The organism is Mycobacterium sp. SMC-4 (genome assembly GCF_025263265.1).
In the GTDB taxonomy this organism is placed as follows: domain Bacteria; phylum Actinomycetota; class Actinomycetes; order Mycobacteriales; family Mycobacteriaceae; genus Mycobacterium.
The window spans coordinates 853315-869225 of record NZ_CP079869.1 but is presented as its reverse complement, the minus strand read 5'-3'; the positions used below and the strand labels follow the sequence as shown (position 1 = coordinate 869225).

Here is a 15911-nt window from a genome sequence, read left to right as displayed (position 1 = left end):
GGTTCGTTGCGACCCTGCGTGGTGAGGAGAAGCATGAGCAGCAACGTCGCCTACGAACTCGCCGACTCGGTGGCCACCATCACGCTCGACGACGGCAAGGTCAACGTGCTCGGCCCGACGATGCAGACCGCGGTCAACGAGGCATTGGACCGGGCGGCGGCCGAGAAAGCCAAAGCTGTGGTACTGGCCGGGAACTCGCGGGTCTTCAGCGGTGGTTTCGATCTGTCGGTCTTCCAGTCCGGCGATGCCCAAGCCGCGCTCGGGATGCTGGCCGGAGGTTTCGAGTTGGCGGTGCGAACGCTGACGTTTCCGGTGCCGGTGGTGATCGCCGCAACCGGTCCGGCGATCGCGATGGGCTCGTTTCTGCTGTTGTCCGCCGACCATCGGGTAGGGGGTCCGAAAACACGCTGCCAGGCCATCGAGGTTGCGATCGGCATGGTCATCCCGAATTCGGCGTTGGAGATCATGCGGATGCGGCTCACCCCGCCGGCGTTCGAGCGGGCGGCCGGACTGGCCGCGACCTTCGTCGGCGACGCCGCGATCAACGCCGGGTGGCTCGACGAGATCGTCGACACCGACGAGGTACTGGCCCGGGCCCAGCAGGTGGCCCAGGAAGCCGCGACCACACTGCAGGCCGGCGCACACCTGGCGACCAAGCTCAAGGCCCGGCACAGCGCGTTGGAGGCGATCCGCGCCGGAATCGACGGATTGGCAGAGGAATTCGCGCTGGGTGCCACCACCGCGCCGTGACCCACATTCGCGGCCGGACCTGGGTCGACGGCAGGCCCTGCGACGACTTCGACTTCTTCGCGCTGTCGGATTATCTGGCCGCGGAGAACACGCTGGTCTGGTGTGACATCGACGCCCCCGACCACGAGACGCTCACCAATCTCGCCCATGAGATCGGCCTCAACGAATGGGCGGTCGAGGACACACTGGCCGACTCCGAACGCACCAAGGCCGTGGTGTATCGGACCCACACCTTCTTCACGGTATATGGGGTCACCGTCAGGGGTCGGCCGCCGGTGGCCGACGCGGCCGAGACTGTGCTGGACATGCACCGCATCTCGGTGTTCGTGCTACCGCGCGGACTGATCACGGTCCAGTTGGGTTCGGGCTTCGACATCGACGAGGTGTCGCGGCGATTCGACGCGCTGGGTGGACAGGAATACGGGATCGGCGCGCTCGTGCACGGCCTGCTCGACGTCGTGGTGGATCAGCACTTCGACGCGGTGCAAGCGCTCGACGACGCCATCGAAAGCCTCGAGGACGACCTGTTCGCCGAGAGCCTGCCGCGTCAAGGGTTGCAACGCAAGACCTTTCAGCTTCGCAAGGACCTGGTGCGGCTGCGCCGGGCGGTGTTGCCGATGCGGGAGGTGATCACCGTGATCCAGCACCGAAGGATGGATGCCGCCTCTGCGCTGGAGCTGGACCCCGCGTACGCCGATCTCTACGACCATGTCTTACGGGTCTCGGAGTGGACGGAGTCGTTGCGCGACATGGTCACCACGGTGTTCGAGACCAACTTGAGCCTGCAGGACGCCCGGCTGAACATCGTGATGAAGAAGCTCACCGGCTGGGCCGCGATCATCGCGGTGCCGACGGCCATCACCGGCTTCTACGGACAGAACATCAGCTATCCGGGTATCAACACCGTCGGCGGGTTCGCGGTCAGCACCTCGCTGATCGTCGTGATCGTGATCGTGCTGTTCACCGCGTTCAAGAAGCGAGATTGGCTGTAGCCTCCAGTGTTCCGAGCAGCCTGCCCTGTGCGGAGTAGGTCGCGGTGAAACCGTTGCCCCGTTCGGTCACCAGACAGGTATCGTGGCGGCCTCCCCAACCTCGGTAGGTCAGCGTGAATTTCCCTACACTGCAGGAGAATCCGGGCATCGTGTCCCAACTCGACGGATAACCCGCCGCCGTCAGGCCGGCAATGCGGCCCTGCAGCGCGGCGTCACGCCAGTGTTCGGCGATGACCCGTCGCCCGGCGGTCACGTTGTGGGCCAGCGTGATGTCACCGGCGGCGTAGACGTTGGGGGCCGACGTGCGCATGTGTTCGTCGACGACGACGCGGCCGTCGCGGATGGCCAGTCCGGCCTCGGCGGCCAGCCGGGTGTCGGGCCGGGCCCCGGTGGCGGCGACGACGAGGTCGCCGGCGAATACCTCTCCGCCCTCCAGCGTCACCGCGCAGTCAGTGACGCCGGCCACCCGGGCCGACCCGACAAAACGCACGCCGACATCGGAGAGCATCTTGGCGACCCGTTCGCCGACGTCGATGCCGAATCGGCGGTACAGCGGCACCACCTCCGGGGCAACCACGGTGGTGTCCACGCCGAGGGCGGCCAGACCTGAGGCGGCCTCGCAGCCGATCAGCCCGGCGCCGACGACGACCGCCGCGTGGGCATGCCGGGCGGCCATCTTCAGCGCCACCGCATCGGCCAAGGACCGCAGGGGCAGCGCGGACCGGCCACCCGGTGCGGCCAGCGGCACCGCGGTCGAGCCCGATGCCAGCACCAGATGCCAGTACGGGTAGCGCACGCCGCCGGTGGTGATCACCTGCGCAGCCGCGACGTCGATGTGTTCCACCCGCACCCCGAGGGTGAGGTCGATGTCGTTGCGAGCGAACCACCCGGCACTGTGCAGGTCCAGGTCAGTGGGCTGTCCGCACAGGTACTGCTTGCTCAACGGCGGTTTGGCATAGGGCAGCGCCGGATCGTCGGACAGAATGCGCACGGCGATGTGGCGATGCCTACTGCGGAAGGTCTCGGCCGCGCTGACTCCCGCCGGCCCGCCGCCGACGGCCAGGAATCCCGCTGACGTCATGGTGGGGAGTACCACGCAGAAGCGTTGCGCAACCGCACTGAGGTGCCCAGAAGCGATGCCGGACCAGCGCAGATGTGCAACCATCTGCCCATGGAACCGGATGTGGACCCGGAAGCGCGGATACGCGATCTGGAGCGCCCGCTCGCCGACCGTGCCCGCGCCAGCGAGTTGGGTACCCAGCCCTACGCGTCGTCGGCAGGGGTACCCGTGCCGCCACCGCCACCGTCGCCCTCCGCGGGGTATCCGGCCGGGGGTTCGCCCTACTATGCGCCACCGCAGCACGTGGTGCGCAAGAACTCTCATGCCACCGCGTTGTGGCTGATCCCGCTGTCTGCCGGCGTCGTCATCGTCACCGCGGTGATCGTCGGGATCATCTTCGTCACCTCCGGGTCGCCGAGCCTGCCGGCTCCGGTTGCGCCCCCGGGCATCGCGGGGGGCGGTGGGTCGATCGATGTTCCGGTGATCCCCGAAGTCCCCGCATTTCCCGCGATCCCGGAGAACCCGTTCGGGGCCGGCGAGGAGATCGTGACCGTCGGCCCGGGCGCGGTGACCAGCCTCGGCGGTGTCGACACCACCCGCACGGTGATGTGTGACGGCGGAACGGTCAGCATCAGCGGGGTCCGCAATGTCGTCGACGTCCAGGGCGCCTGCTCGACGGTCGTCGTCTCCGGGCTGGAGAACGTGCTGACCGTGGACACCGCCGAGACCATCAGAGCCTCGGGATTGAACAACCGGGTCACCTATCGCAACGGCGCTCCGGAGGTGTCGCGCTCGGGCAGCGGCAACATCGTCGAACAGGGCTGAGTCCGTCCGTGCCTGTCTCGGCCGGTCTGTGCCAGGCCGTAGGGTGAGGCCCCGATGGCGCTTCACCTCCATCGGGCCGACCGGACCGACCTGCTTGCCGACGGCCTCGGCACGCTGCTGAGCACTCCCCCGGCCGACCCGTTCGCCGAAGACCTGGTGCTGGTGTCGGCCCGCGGCGTGGAGCGCTGGCTCAGTCAGCGGCTGTCCCATGTGCTGGGCCGCAGCTTCGGTCAGGACGGTGTATGCGCCGGCGTGACATTCCGTAGTCCGGCTTCCCTGGTCGCCGAACTCGCCGGGACGGTCGAGGACGACCCCTGGGCGCCCGATGCGGTGGTGTGGCCGCTGCTCGAGGTGATCGACAACTCGCTCGAGCGCCCCTGGTGCCGCACGCTGGCGGCCCATCTCGGTCACTTCGAGCACGGCGAGGAGCAGGAGTTGCGCCGCGGTCGCCGGTACGCGGTGGCCCGGCGACTGGCCGGCTTGTTCGCGTCCTACGCCCGTCAGCGTCCGGGCCTGTTGGTCGACTGGCTGGAGCAGCGCACCGAGGGGCTGGATCGTGACCTGGCCTGGCAACCGGAGCTCTACCGGGCGCTGGTCGATCACATCGGGGCCCGTCCGCCCCACATCAGGCATGCCGAGGCCGTTGCGCGCCTGCAGGATTCGTCGACCGGTCTGCCGCAGCGGATGTCGCTGTTCGGCCACACCCGGCTGCCGGTCACCGACGTCGAACTGCTGCACGCCCTGAGCACCCACCACGACCTGCACCTGTGGCTGCCGCACCCGAGCGCCGATCTGTGGGCGCGGCTGCACGGCGTGCACGGGCCGGTGTCGCGCAGCGCCGACACCACCCACCGCGACGTCGGTCACCCGCTACTGGCCACCCTCGGCCGAGACCTGCGCGAGCTGCAGCGCAGCCTGCCCACCGACGCGGTGACCGACCGGTGTCTCGGCGCGGCGGCCCGGCCGGACACGCTGCTGGGCTGGTTGCAGTCCGACATCGCCGCCAACGCAGTGCGGCCGGCGGGGCGCACACACCACGCGGCCGACCGCTCGGTGCAAGTGCACAGTTGCCACAGCCCGGCCCGGCAGATCGACGTGCTGCGCGAGGTGCTGCTCGGTCTGCTCGACGACGACCCGACGCTGGAACCCCGCGACATCCTGGTGATGTGCCCCGACATCGAGGCCTACGCCCCGCTGATCGTGGCCGGGTTCGGCCTCGCAGAGGCCATGCCGGGCGCGCATCCGGCGCACCGGCTACGGGTCACACTGGCCGATCGTGCGCTCACCCAGACCAATCCGTTGCTGGCGGTGGCCGGGCAGCTGCTGGCCCTGGCCGGTGGCCGGGCCACCGCCGGCGAGGTGCTCAACCTCGCCGAGGCCACCCCCGTGCGGCAGCGGTTCTCCTTCTCCGACGACGACCTCGACACCATGGGCGCCTGGGTGCGCCAAGCCAACATCCGGTGGGGTTTCGACCGTGAGTCCCGCCGCGACTACGGCGTCGACTTCGTGCAGAACACCTGGCGATTCGGCCTGGACCGGGTGTTGGCCGGAGTGGCGATGTCCGACGACTCGCAGGCCTGGCTGCACACCACGCTGCCGCTCGACGACGTCGGCAGTAACCACGTCGAACTGGCGGGCCGGTTCGCCGACTATGTCGAGAAGCTGCATGCCGGCATCCAGTCACTCTGCGGCACAAAGTCTCTGGGCTCCTGGCTGGGCGCGTTGAGTGGCGCTCTGGATGCCCTCACCGCGGTCGGTGAGGCCGACGAATGGCAGCTCGGGCAGGTCCGTCGCGAGTTCGGGGACATCCTCGCCAAGGCCGGTCCGCGTCACGACATCGAGCTACGGTTGCCCGACGTCCGGGCCCTGCTCGACCGTCACCTGGCGGGCAGGCCGACGCGCGCGAACTTCCGCACCGGCACACTGACGGTCTGCACGATGGTGCCGATGCGTTCGGTGCCCCACCGGGTGGTGTGTCTGGTAGGGCTCGACGACGGCGTGTTCCCGCGCCTGGGCGTCATCGACGGAGACGACGTGCTGACCCGCGAGCCGTTGACCGGTGAACGCGACACCCGTTCGGAGGACCGACAATTGCTGCTCGACGCGATCGGCGCGGCCACCGAAGCCCTGGTCATCACCTACACCGGCGCCGACGCTCACAGCGGTCACCGCAAGCCGCCGGCCGTTCCGCTGCTGGAGATCCTCGACGCGCTGGACATGACAACCCCCGACCGGCTCCGCGAACGCGTGCTGGTGGAACATCCGTTGCAGCCGTTCGATGTTCGCAACGTCACTCCCGGTGCACTCGGCATGCCTGCCGATGTGCCGTTCACGTTCGATCCGACCGCTCGTGAGGCTGCCGCGACCGCTGCCGGGCACCGTTGCGCCCAGCCGCCGCTGCTGTCGGCCAAACTCCCGCAGCCTCCCGACGAGGACGTCGCCCTCGATGACCTCATCGGCTTCTTCCGCGATCCCGTCAAGGGTTTCTTCCGGGCGCTGGACTACACGTTGCCGTGGGACGTCGAGACCGTCGAGGACGCCATGCCGGTGGAAATCGACGCGCTGCAGGAGTGGAAGATCGGCGACCGCATGCTCGACGACGTGCTGCGCGGGATGGATCCGGAGGCCGCGCAGCAGGCCGAGTGGCGCCGCGGGGCACTGCCACCGGGGCGTCTGGGCTGGCGCAAGGCCACCCAACTGCGCGAGCAGGTCGACGCGCTGGCACACGCCGCGCGAGGCCACCTCGCGCCGGCACCGCGGGCCTACGACGTCGACGTCGACCTCGGCAATGGCCGCCGGGTCACCGGCACGGTCCCCCGCGTGCACGGCGCGCGCATCGTGGCGGTCCGGTACGCCAAGCTCGACGGCCGCCATCTGCTCGAACCGTGGATCCAGTTGGTGGCGTTGGCCGCCGCACATTCAGCGGACTGGACAGCGGTGTGCATCGGCCGGCCCAAGCGTGGCCGCACGCCCCGGCAACGGCTGCTCGGTCGACCGCAGCAGGCAGCCGTCGAGGTGCTCGGCGAGCTGGTCGCCATGTATGACGCCGGCCGGCGCGAGCCGATCCCGTTGCCGCTCAAGACGTCCTACGCGTGGGCCGAGGCGCGGTTGCATCGCGGTGATCCCCTGCGCGAGGCCGGGTTCCGCTGGAACAGCAAGCGGTTTCCCGGCGAGAACGAACAGCCGGCCCATCAGCAGGTCTGGGGCAAGTTCAGTGATCTGGGCGTGCTGCTGACCCCGGTGCAGCCCGGTGAGGAGTACGACGGCGAGTCCACCCGGCTGGGGGCCTACGCATCTCGGTTGTGGCTGCCGATGCTGACCGCCGAACGGGATCCCGACTGATGCGCACGTTCGATCTGCTCGGCCCGTTGCCGGCGTCGCGGTCGACGACGGTACTGGAGGCCAGCGCCGGCACCGGCAAGACGTTCGCCTTGGCCGGGTTGGTCACCCGCTACCTGGCCGAGGGCGCGGCGACGTTGGACCAGATGCTGCTGGTCACTTTCGGCCGGGCGGCCAGTCAGGAGCTGCGGGAACGGGTCCGCTGCCAGATCGTGGACACGTTGGCCGCGTTCGACGACCCGTCGGCGGCCGGCGACAACCAGCTGGTGGCGCAGCTGATCGAGGGCACCGATGACGACCGCGGACTGCGCCGGCAGCGGCTGCGCGACGCGCTGGCCGGGTTCGACGCGGCCACGATTGCCACCACCCACCAGTTCTGCCAACTGGTGCTGCGCTCGCTCGGCGTGGCCGGCGACTCCGATGCGGGGGTGCGGCTGGTGGACAGCCTCGATGAGCTGACCGCCGAGATCGTCGACGACCTCTACCTGGCCCACTTCGGCCAGCAGCACGACGATCCGGTGCTGACCCGCGACCAGGCGCTGGGGCTGGCCCGCCAGGTCGTCGGAAACGCCGGTACCGAACTTCGCCCGCGCGATCCGGCGCCGGGATCGGAGGCCGAGGTCCGCCTCACCTTCGCGACGCAGGTGTGCGCCGAGCTGGAGCGGCGCAAACGCCGGCTGGGCATCCTGCATTACGACGACCTGTTGTCCCGGCTGGCCACCGCGCTGCACGAGGACGACTCTGCGGCACGGTTGCGCATGCAGCAGCGGTGGCCGATCGTGATGGTCGACGAGTTCCAGGACACCGACCCGGTGCAATGGCAGGTGATCGACCGGGCGTTCTCGGGTCGCTCGACGTTGATCCTGATCGGTGACCCGAAGCAGGCCATCTACGCCTTCCGCGGCGGCGACATCGTCACCTATCTCAACGCCGCCGCCACCGCGGGCGACCGCCGCACGCTCGGGACCAACTGGCGCACCGACGGTGTGCTGGTCGACGCGCTGCAGGCGGTGCTGCGCGACGCCGAACTGGGTGACCCGCGCATCGTGGTTCGTCCGGTCGAGGCGCACCACCGCGGGCACCGCCTGCAGGGCGCGCCACGCAACGACCCGTTCCGGTTGCGGGTGGTGTCCCGCGAGGTGCTCGGCACCCGCGCCGAGCGCGTCATCACGATGGACCGACTGCGCCGACACATCGGCGCCGACCTGGCCGCCGACGTCGCGGCCCTGCTGGCCGGCGGTGCGACATTCTGCGACAAGCCGTTGCAGGCCAAGGACATCGCGGTGATCGTCGAGACGCACAAGGATGCCCGCGCCTGCTTCGACGCGCTGGCCGAGGCGGGCATCCCGGCGGTCTACACCGGCGACTCGGATGTGTTCACCGCCCGGGCCGCCGACGACTGGCTGTGCCTACTCGAAGCGTTCGACCAGCCGCACCGGTCCGGTCTGGTACGCGCGGCCGCGACCACGATGTTCTTCGGAGTCAGCGCGGAAAGCCTTGCTGGTGAAGGTGATACATTGACCGACCGGATTGCCGAGCGGCTGCGCGAATGGGCCGACCAGGCGCGGGAACGGGGAGTGGCGGCGGTGTTCGAGGCCGCGCAGCTGGCGGGGATGAGCCGGCGGGTGCTGGCGTGGCAGGACGGTGAGCGGCACATGACCGACATGGCCCACATCACCCAGGTGTTGCACGAGACCGCCCACCGTGAGCATCTCGGGTTGCCGGCGCTGCGGGACTGGCTGCGCACCCGACGTGAGGAGCACGACGGCGCTGCCGAACGCAACCGGCGTCTCGACAGCGACGCCGCAGCGGTGCAGATCATGACGGTGTGGGTGAGTAAGGGTCTGCAGTACCCGGTGGTGTACCTGCCGTTCGCGTTCAACCGCAACATCGCGACCCGCGAGGTGGTGCTCTACCACGAGGACGACACCCGGTGCCTGCACATCGGCGGCGAGAGCAGCCCCGACTACAACGCCGTGGCTGCGCTCGGGCGCAGGGAGGCCGCCTCCGACGACGTCCGGTTGACCTATGTGGCGCTGACCCGGGCGCAGTCGCAGGTGGTGGCCTGGTGGGCGCCGTCGTTCGACGAGCCCAACGGCGGTCTGTCCCGGTTGCTGCGCGGGCGCCGACCGGGACAGACCGCGGTGCCCGATCGCTGCGATCCGGCCAAGATCGACGACGCCGACGCGATGGGCGCGCTGCGGGCGTGGGCCGACCTCGGCGGGCCGGTGCTCGAAGAGTCTGTCGTGGCCGCTGCCATCGACGTCGAACCACCCGCCCTGGCAACCGATCTGCGGGCCCGTCACTTCCATCGCAAGATCGACACCAGCTGGCGGCGAACGTCCTACTCCGGGTTGCTGCGCGCCTCGGAGGCGGCCTCCGGGGTGGCCAGCGAGCCCGAGGTGGTCGAACTCGACGACGAGGTCACCGACGCACCGATGTCGCATCCGGCCGATCTGAACGGCGCCGACATGCCCTCTCCGATGGCCGGACTGCCCACCGGGGCGACGTTCGGATCGCTGGTGCACGCGGTGCTGGAGACCGCCGACCCGGTGGCTGCCGACCTGGCCGCCGAACTGGAGCGCGCCGTCGCCGAACAGTCGGTGTGGTGGCCGACCGACACCGCGTCGGCCACCCCGGCCGCCGACCTCGCCGCCGCACTGGTTCCGCTGCACGACACCCCGCTGGGCCCGCTGGCACCGGGACTGACGCTGCGCCAGATTCCGTTGCGGGACCGGTTACGGGAACTGGACTTCGAGTTCCCGTTGGCCGGCGGTGATGTCCGAGGCGACGCACCGAAGCTGACCGTCGCCGATCTGGGCCGACTGTTCGCCACCCACGTGCGCACCGACGATGTGCTGGCGCCCTACGCGGCACGACTGACCAGCGCCTCGCTGGGCGGCCAGTCGCTCAAGGGTTATCTGAGCGGCTCGGTGGACGCGGTGCTGCGGCTGCCCGGGGACCGGTTTGTGGTCGTCGATTACAAGACCAACTGGCTCGGCGAGCCCGAACGGGCGCTCACCGCAGCCGATTACACCCCGCCGCGGATGACCGAAGCGATGCTGCACTCCGATTACCCTCTGCAGGCATTGCTGTACTGCGTTGTGCTGCATCGCTTTCTGCGTTGGCGACTGCCGGGCTACCAACCCGAGCGTCATCTGGTCGGTGTGCTGTATCTGTTCCTGCGCGGCATGTGCGGCCCGGCCACGCCGGTTGTCGACGGACACCCGACCGGGGTGTTCAGCTGGCGACCGCCCGCGGCGCTGATCACCGAGTTGTCGGACCTCCTCGACGGAGCTGGCAGGTGAGCCTGCTGTCGGCGTTCGTCGAGGCCGAGGTGTTCGAGCCTGCCGACGTGCATGTCGCGACCCGGCTGACCGCGCTGGCCGAGGAACCCGACGAGTCGGTGGCCCTGGCGGTGGCGTTGGTCGTCCGGGCGCTGCGGTCGGGGTCGGTGTGTGTGGATCTGCGGTCGGCCGCCGAGCAGATCGGGCTGCCCGAGCTGCCGTGGCCGGACCCGGACGGGTGGCTGACCGCGGTACGGTCCAGCCCATTGGCCGGCGACCCGCCGGTGCTGCGGTTCGTCGACGACCTGTTGTACTTCGACCGATATTGGCGCGAAGAGCAGCAGGTGCGCGACGACGTGCTGGCCTTGCTTGCCGCTGCCCCGGCCACACCGACACCCGGGCTGGACCGGTTGTTCCCGGCAGGCTGGGAGGAGCAGCGCCACGCCGCCGAAATCGCGCTCACCCAATCGCTGACGGTGCTGACCGGTGGGCCGGGCACCGGCAAGACCACCACGGTGGCTCGGCTGCTGGCGCTGCTGGCCGAGCAGGCTGCCCTGGCCGGGCGTCCCCGGCTGCGCATCGCGCTGGCCGCACCCACCGGCAAAGCCGCCGCGCGGCTGGCCGAGGCGGTCGCCATCGAGGTCGGCAAGCTCGACCCGACCGACCGCGGCCGGCTCGGCGAGCTCACCGCGGCGACGGTGCACCGCCTGCTGCAGCGCCGGCCCGGCAGCTCGTCTCGGTTCCGTCACCACCGGGAGAACCGACTGCCCCACGACGTGGTCGTCGTCGACGAGACGTCGATGGTGTCGCTGACACTGATGTCCCGGCTGCTGGAGGCGGTGCGTCCGGACAGTCGGCTGCTGCTCGTCGGTGACGCCGACCAGCTGGCCTCGGTGGAGGCCGGGGCGGTGCTGGCCGACCTGGTCGACGGGCTCGGCGACCGCGCCGACGTGCGGGTCGCGACATTGCAGACCTCGCACCGCTTCGGGGCCGACATCGGCGCGGTGGCCGACGCGATCCGCGCCGGCGACGCCGAGGGGCTGCTGGCGGTGCTGCGGGCCGGCGGCGAGCATATCGAGTGGATCGACACCGAGGACCCGGCCCCGCATCTGCGCGGGCCGCTGCTGGCGCAGGCGTCGCTGCTGCGTGACGCTGCCATCCTCGGTGACGCCGAGGCCGCGGTACGCGCACTGGACGGACACCGCCTGTTGTGTGCCCACCGGCGCGGGCCGTTCGGCGTGCGGTACTGGAACCACCAGGTGCAGCGGTGGCTGGCCGACGCGACCGGTGAACCGATGTGGTCACCGTGGTATCCGGGCCGGCCGGTGCTGGTCACGGTCAACGACTACGGCCAGCGCCTCTACAACGGTGACACCGGTGTCACCGTGGTGCGCGACGAAGCGCTGCAGGTGGTCATCGGTGCGGCGCGGTTGCGCCCGGGCCGACTCGCCGACGTCGACACCATGTACGCGATGACGATCCACAAGAGCCAGGGCAGCCAGGCCGATGAGGTCACGGTGCTGATGCCCCCGCCGGACTCTCGGCTGCTGACCAGGGAGTTGTTCTACACCGCGGTCACCCGCGCCAAGAAGCGGGTCCGTGTCGTCGGTCCGGAGTCGGCGATCCGCGCCGCGCTGGACCGGCGGGCGCTGCGGGCGTCCGGCCTGGCCCGCCGCTTGCGCCAGTAGCCGGTCGGCTTTCGCTAAGTTGTCGGGTGAGCCGACGACGGCTCATCGACCAATCAGAGGATCGTTGGGCATGCGAGTTGACGGGCGCGACATCGCTGTCACCGGCAGCCTGCTGCAGCCCCTGACCCGGCGCACCAACGACATCCTGCGCCTGACGCTGGCCGGCATCTTCCTGGTCGTGGTGGTGACGAGCACGCTGATCACCCGCTACGAGTGGGAAGCGCTGGAACGGTCCATCTCCGAGATCGTCGGCGTGCTCAGCCCCACCCAGTCCAACGCCGTCTACCTGATCTACGGCGTGGCGATCGTGGCCTTGCCGTTCGCGATCCTGATCGGGTTGATCGCCGAGCAGCAGTGGAAGCTGCTCGGCGCCTATGCCGCGGCCGGCGGGATCGCGATCCTGTCGTTGTCGATCACCGGCAACGGCATCTCGGCGCCCAAGTGGCATTTCGACCTCAACGAACGACTGGACACCGTGCTGTCGCAGTTCCTCGACGATCCGCGGTGGATCGCGATGCTGGCCGCGGTGCTGACGGTGTCGGGGCCGTGGCTCCCGGCCCGGTGGCGGCGCTGGTGGTGGGCGTTGTTGTTGGCGTTCGTCCCGATCCACCTGGTGGTCAGCGCGGTGGTGCCGGCGCGCTCCCTGCTCGGGCTGGCGGTGGGGTGGTTCGTCGGCGCGTTGGTGGTGCTGGTGGTCGGCACCCCGGCGTTGGAGGTTCCGCTCGACGACGCGGTCCGGGCGCTGAACCGACGCGGCTTCCGGGTGACGGCGCTGGAGGTGCTGCGGCCGGCCGGCCGGGGACCGCTGGTACTCGCGGGGCGTCGCGACCCGTCCGGGCCCGATACCGGGGCCCAGGCGGCGGTCATCGAACTGTACGGTCCGCACCAGCGCGGCGGCGGCTTTCTGACCCAGTTCTGGAAGAAGCTACGGTTGCGCGACAGCGAAACCGCGCCGCTGCAGACCTCGATGCGGCGCCGGGTGGAGCACCGGGCGCTGATGGCGATCGCGGTCGGTGAGCTGGCGTTGGCGAACACGTCGCCGATCGCGGTGGCGACGCTGGACCGCGGATGGACGCTCTACGCGCACCGCCCGGCCCGCGGCGTCACGATCGACCGCTGCCACGAGCAGACGCCGGTGGCGCGGGTCTGGGATGGGCTGGGCATGCTGCACAGCCAGCAGATCGCCCACGGCGATCTGCGCACCGACCAGATCACCATCGACGACGGCACCCCACTGTTCGGCGGGTTCACCAGTGCGGAGTACGGGGCCTCCGAAGCCCACCTGCACGCCGACATCGCGCAGCTGCTGGTGACGACCGCCGATCTCTACGGCGCCGAGGACGCCGTGCGTGCCGCCATCACGGTGTTCGGCAACGAAGAGGTCCTCGGCGCGTCCCGCCGGCTCACCAAAGCCGCTGTGCCCAAACGGGTCCGGGATTCGGTAGCGGATGCCGGCACCTCGATGACGACGCTGCGCGACGAGGTCAAGCGCCAGACCGGTGCCGATCAGATCCAGACGGCGACGATCACCCGGTTCACCCGCAATCAGCTGATCCAGCTGGTGCTGCTGGTGGCGCTGGTCTATGTGGCCTATCCGTTCATCAGCTCGGTGCCGGTGTTCTTCTCCGAGTTGCGCTCGGCGAACTGGTGGTGGGCGCTGGCCGGACTGGCGGTTTCGGCGCTGAAGTACCTGGGCGCCGGTGCCGCGCTGTGGGCCTGCGCGGACGGCCTGGTCAAGTACCGCAATCTGGCAATCATGCAGGTGGCCAACACGTTCGCCGCGACCACCACCCCAGCCGGGGTCGGCGGGTTGGCGCTGAGCGCACGATTCCTGCAGAAGGGCGGGCTCGGCGCGCTGCGCGCCACCACCGCGGTGGCATTGCAGCAGTCGGTGCAGATCATCACCCACCTCTCGCTGCTGGTGATCTTCAGCCTCGCCGCCGGTGTGTCGGCCGACCTGTCGCGGTTCGTGCCCGGCGCCACGGTGCTCTACCTGATCGCCGGGGTGCTGCTCGGCGCTGTCGGCATCTTCCTGTTCGTCCCGAAGCTGCGGCGCTGGCTGGCCACTGCGGTGCGCCCGCGGCTGGAAGAGGTGCTCAGTGACCTCAAGGAACTGGCCCAGGAGCCCAAACGCCTGGCGGTCATCGTCCTTGGTTGCGCAGCAACGACTCTCGGCGCCGCATTGGCATTGTGGGCCAGCATCGAGGCATTCGGCGGCGACGTCAACTTCGTCACCGTCACGATCGTGACGATGGTGGGCGGCACGCTGGCGTCGGCCGCGCCCACCCCCGGCGGTGTCGGTGCGGTCGAGGCCGCGCTGATCGGCGGGCTGGCCGCGTTCGGTGTGCCGGCGGCAGTCGCGGTGCCCTCGGTGCTGCTCTACCGAATCCTGACCTGCTGGCTGCCGGTGTTCGTGGGGTGGCCGATCATGCGCTGGCTCACCCGCAAGAACATGATCTGAGCGCCCCCGCTCGGCGTGTTCGGATCGCGGTGAGACAAACCGGTGACCCCGCGGTTGCGCGAGTGCACGATTTCGCGGTGACTCGCGTGATTCGCTTCAACGCTTTCGATATGAACTGTGTCGCCCACCAATCCCCCGGGCTGTGGCAGCATCCCGACGACCAGTCCTGGCGGTACAAGGATCTGCGGTACTGGACCGAGCTGGCGCAGTTGCTCGAGCGGGGACGCTTCGACGGGTTGTTCATCGCCGACGTGCTGGGCACCTACGACGTGTACGGCGCCGGCGACGAGGCCGCCATCCGCCACGCCGCCCAGGTTCCGGTCAACGACCCGATGCTGCTGGTCTCCGCGATGGCTCTGGTCACCGAGCACCTGGGCTTCGGTATCACCACCGGCACCGGCTTCGAGCACCCATATCCGTTCGCCCGCCGCATGTCCACGCTGGATCACCTGACCAACGGGCGTATCGGCTGGAACGTGGTCACCGGCTACTTGCCCACCGCGGCCCGCAACATGGGCCAGACCGACCAGCCCGCCCACGACGCCCGCTACGACCACGCCGACGAGTACCTGGAGGTGCTCTACAAACTTTGGGAGGGCTCCTGGGAGGACGACGCCGTCATCCGCGATGCGTCCCGCCATGTGTTCACCGACCCGGACAAGGTCCACCACATCGGCCACCACGGAACACATTTCAGCGTCCCCGGCATCCACCTGTGTGAGCCGTCGGCCCAGCGCACACCGGTGATCTACCAGGCGGGCTCCTCGCCGCGGGGGGTGCGTTTCGCCGCCGAGAACGCCGAGGCGATCTTCACCGCCGCACCCACGAAAGCGGTGCTGCGTGACACGGTTTCGACCATCCGGCGGGAACTCGAACTCGCCGGGCGCGACCCGTATTCGGTGAAGATCTTCAACCTGTCCACCGTCATCACCGGGCCCACCGACGAGGCGGCCGGCGCCAAACACGCCGAGTACCTGTCCTACGGCGACGCCGAGGGCGCGCTGGTGTTCATGTCCGGCTGGATGGGGGTGGACCTTTCCCGCTACGGTCTCGACGAACCCGTCGGCAACGTCGATTCCAACGCCATCCTGTCGGCAGTCGCCGCCTTCCAGTCGGCCGATCCGGACGGCCGCGAGTGGGCCGTGAGCGACATCGCCGAGTGGGGCAAGATCGGCGGCATGGGGCCACGCTTCGTGGGATCGGGTGTGCGCGTGGCAGATACCTTGCAGGAATGGGTCGCCGAGACCGATGTCGACGGCTTCAACCTGGCCTACGCCGTCACACCGGGATCGTTCGCCGATTTCATCGACCATGTGGTTCCGGTCCTGCTCGAGCGCGGCGCCTACCAGTCCGACTACACACCGGGAACGTTGCGCCACAAGCTGTTGGGTCGAGGCGACCGACTCGCCGACGAGCACCGCGGAGCCACCTACCGAGTCGGTGCGCGCGGGTCGACGATCATCGACCGCCCGGCGACGGTGCCTTCGTCACCGGCGGGCGGGCGCTGAC

The 15911-nt window shown here is 69.7% G+C and carries 9 protein-coding genes; 8 read left to right on the top strand and 1 reads right to left on the bottom strand.

Going from position 1 to position 15911, the window contains the following annotated elements:
• Positions 1-33 precede the first annotated feature (33 nt).
• Complete coding sequence (locus KXD98_RS04100; RefSeq protein WP_260760552.1) at positions 34-750, top strand: crotonase/enoyl-CoA hydratase family protein; 717 nt, start codon at positions 34-36, stop codon at positions 748-750.
• Positions 747-1742 carry a magnesium transporter CorA family protein gene (locus KXD98_RS04095; RefSeq protein ID WP_260760550.1) on the top strand — a complete coding sequence of 332 codons (996 nt, stop codon included), beginning with the start codon at positions 747-749 and terminating at the stop codon, positions 1740-1742. The genes KXD98_RS04100 and KXD98_RS04095 overlap by 4 nt, the downstream gene beginning before the upstream one ends.
• Here the strand turns inward: KXD98_RS04095 and KXD98_RS04090 are convergent.
• Complete coding sequence (locus KXD98_RS04090; RefSeq protein WP_396883098.1) at positions 1720-2823, bottom strand: NAD(P)/FAD-dependent oxidoreductase; 1104 nt, start codon at positions 2821-2823, stop codon at positions 1720-1722. The genes KXD98_RS04095 and KXD98_RS04090 overlap by 23 nt on opposite strands.
• A 90-nt stretch (positions 2824-2913) precedes the next feature.
• Here KXD98_RS04090 and KXD98_RS04085 point away from each other — a divergent pair, with 90 nt between their 5' ends.
• The 6 genes from KXD98_RS04085 (at position 2914) to KXD98_RS04060 (ending at position 15910) form a co-directional block, all read left to right on the top strand.
• Positions 2914-3627, top strand: a complete 714-nt coding sequence (locus tag KXD98_RS04085; RefSeq protein ID WP_260761999.1) for a DUF3060 domain-containing protein — start codon at positions 2914-2916, stop codon at positions 3625-3627.
• A gap of 54 nt (positions 3628-3681) precedes the next feature.
• Positions 3682-6969 carry an exodeoxyribonuclease V subunit gamma gene (recC, locus tag KXD98_RS04080; protein ID WP_260761998.1) on the top strand — a complete coding sequence of 1096 codons (3288 nt, stop codon included), beginning with the start codon at positions 3682-3684 and terminating at the stop codon, positions 6967-6969.
• Entirely contained in the window at positions 6969-10274 is a 3306-nt protein-coding gene (gene recB, locus KXD98_RS04075; RefSeq protein ID WP_260761997.1) for an exodeoxyribonuclease V subunit beta, read from the top strand. The genes recC and recB overlap by 1 nt, the downstream gene beginning before the upstream one ends.
• Positions 10271-11941 carry an exodeoxyribonuclease V subunit alpha gene (gene recD, locus KXD98_RS04070; RefSeq protein ID WP_260761996.1) on the top strand — a complete coding sequence of 557 codons (1671 nt, stop codon included), beginning with the start codon at positions 10271-10273 and terminating at the stop codon, positions 11939-11941. Before recB ends, recD begins: the two co-directional genes overlap by 4 nt.
• A gap of 70 nt (positions 11942-12011) precedes the next feature.
• Complete coding sequence (locus KXD98_RS04065; protein ID WP_260761995.1) at positions 12012-14402, top strand: lysylphosphatidylglycerol synthase transmembrane domain-containing protein; 2391 nt, start codon at positions 12012-12014, stop codon at positions 14400-14402.
• 77 nt (positions 14403-14479) lie between these two features.
• A complete protein-coding gene (locus KXD98_RS04060) occupies positions 14480-15910 on the top strand; it encodes an LLM class flavin-dependent oxidoreductase (protein WP_260761994.1) in 1431 nt (476 codons plus the stop codon).
• The last annotated feature ends 1 nt before the right edge of the window (position 15911 follow it).

Excerpts from the sequence above, each read along its gene's own strand:
- KXD98_RS04100 (WP_260760552.1), top strand. The coding sequence starts at position 34 with ATGAGCAGCAACGTCGCCTACGAACTCGCCGACTCGGTGGCCACCATC.
- KXD98_RS04090 (WP_396883098.1), bottom strand. The coding sequence starts at position 2,823 with ATGACGTCAGCGGGATTCCTGGCCGTCGGCGGCGGGCCGGCGGGAGTC.
- KXD98_RS04085 (WP_260761999.1), top strand. The coding sequence starts at position 2,914 with ATGGAACCGGATGTGGACCCGGAAGCGCGGATACGCGATCTGGAGCGC.
- recC (WP_260761998.1), top strand. The coding sequence starts at position 3,682 with ATGGCGCTTCACCTCCATCGGGCCGACCGGACCGACCTGCTTGCCGAC.
- recB (WP_260761997.1), top strand. The coding sequence starts at position 6,969 with ATGCGCACGTTCGATCTGCTCGGCCCGTTGCCGGCGTCGCGGTCGACG.
- KXD98_RS04065 (WP_260761995.1), top strand. The coding sequence starts at position 12,012 with ATGCGAGTTGACGGGCGCGACATCGCTGTCACCGGCAGCCTGCTGCAG.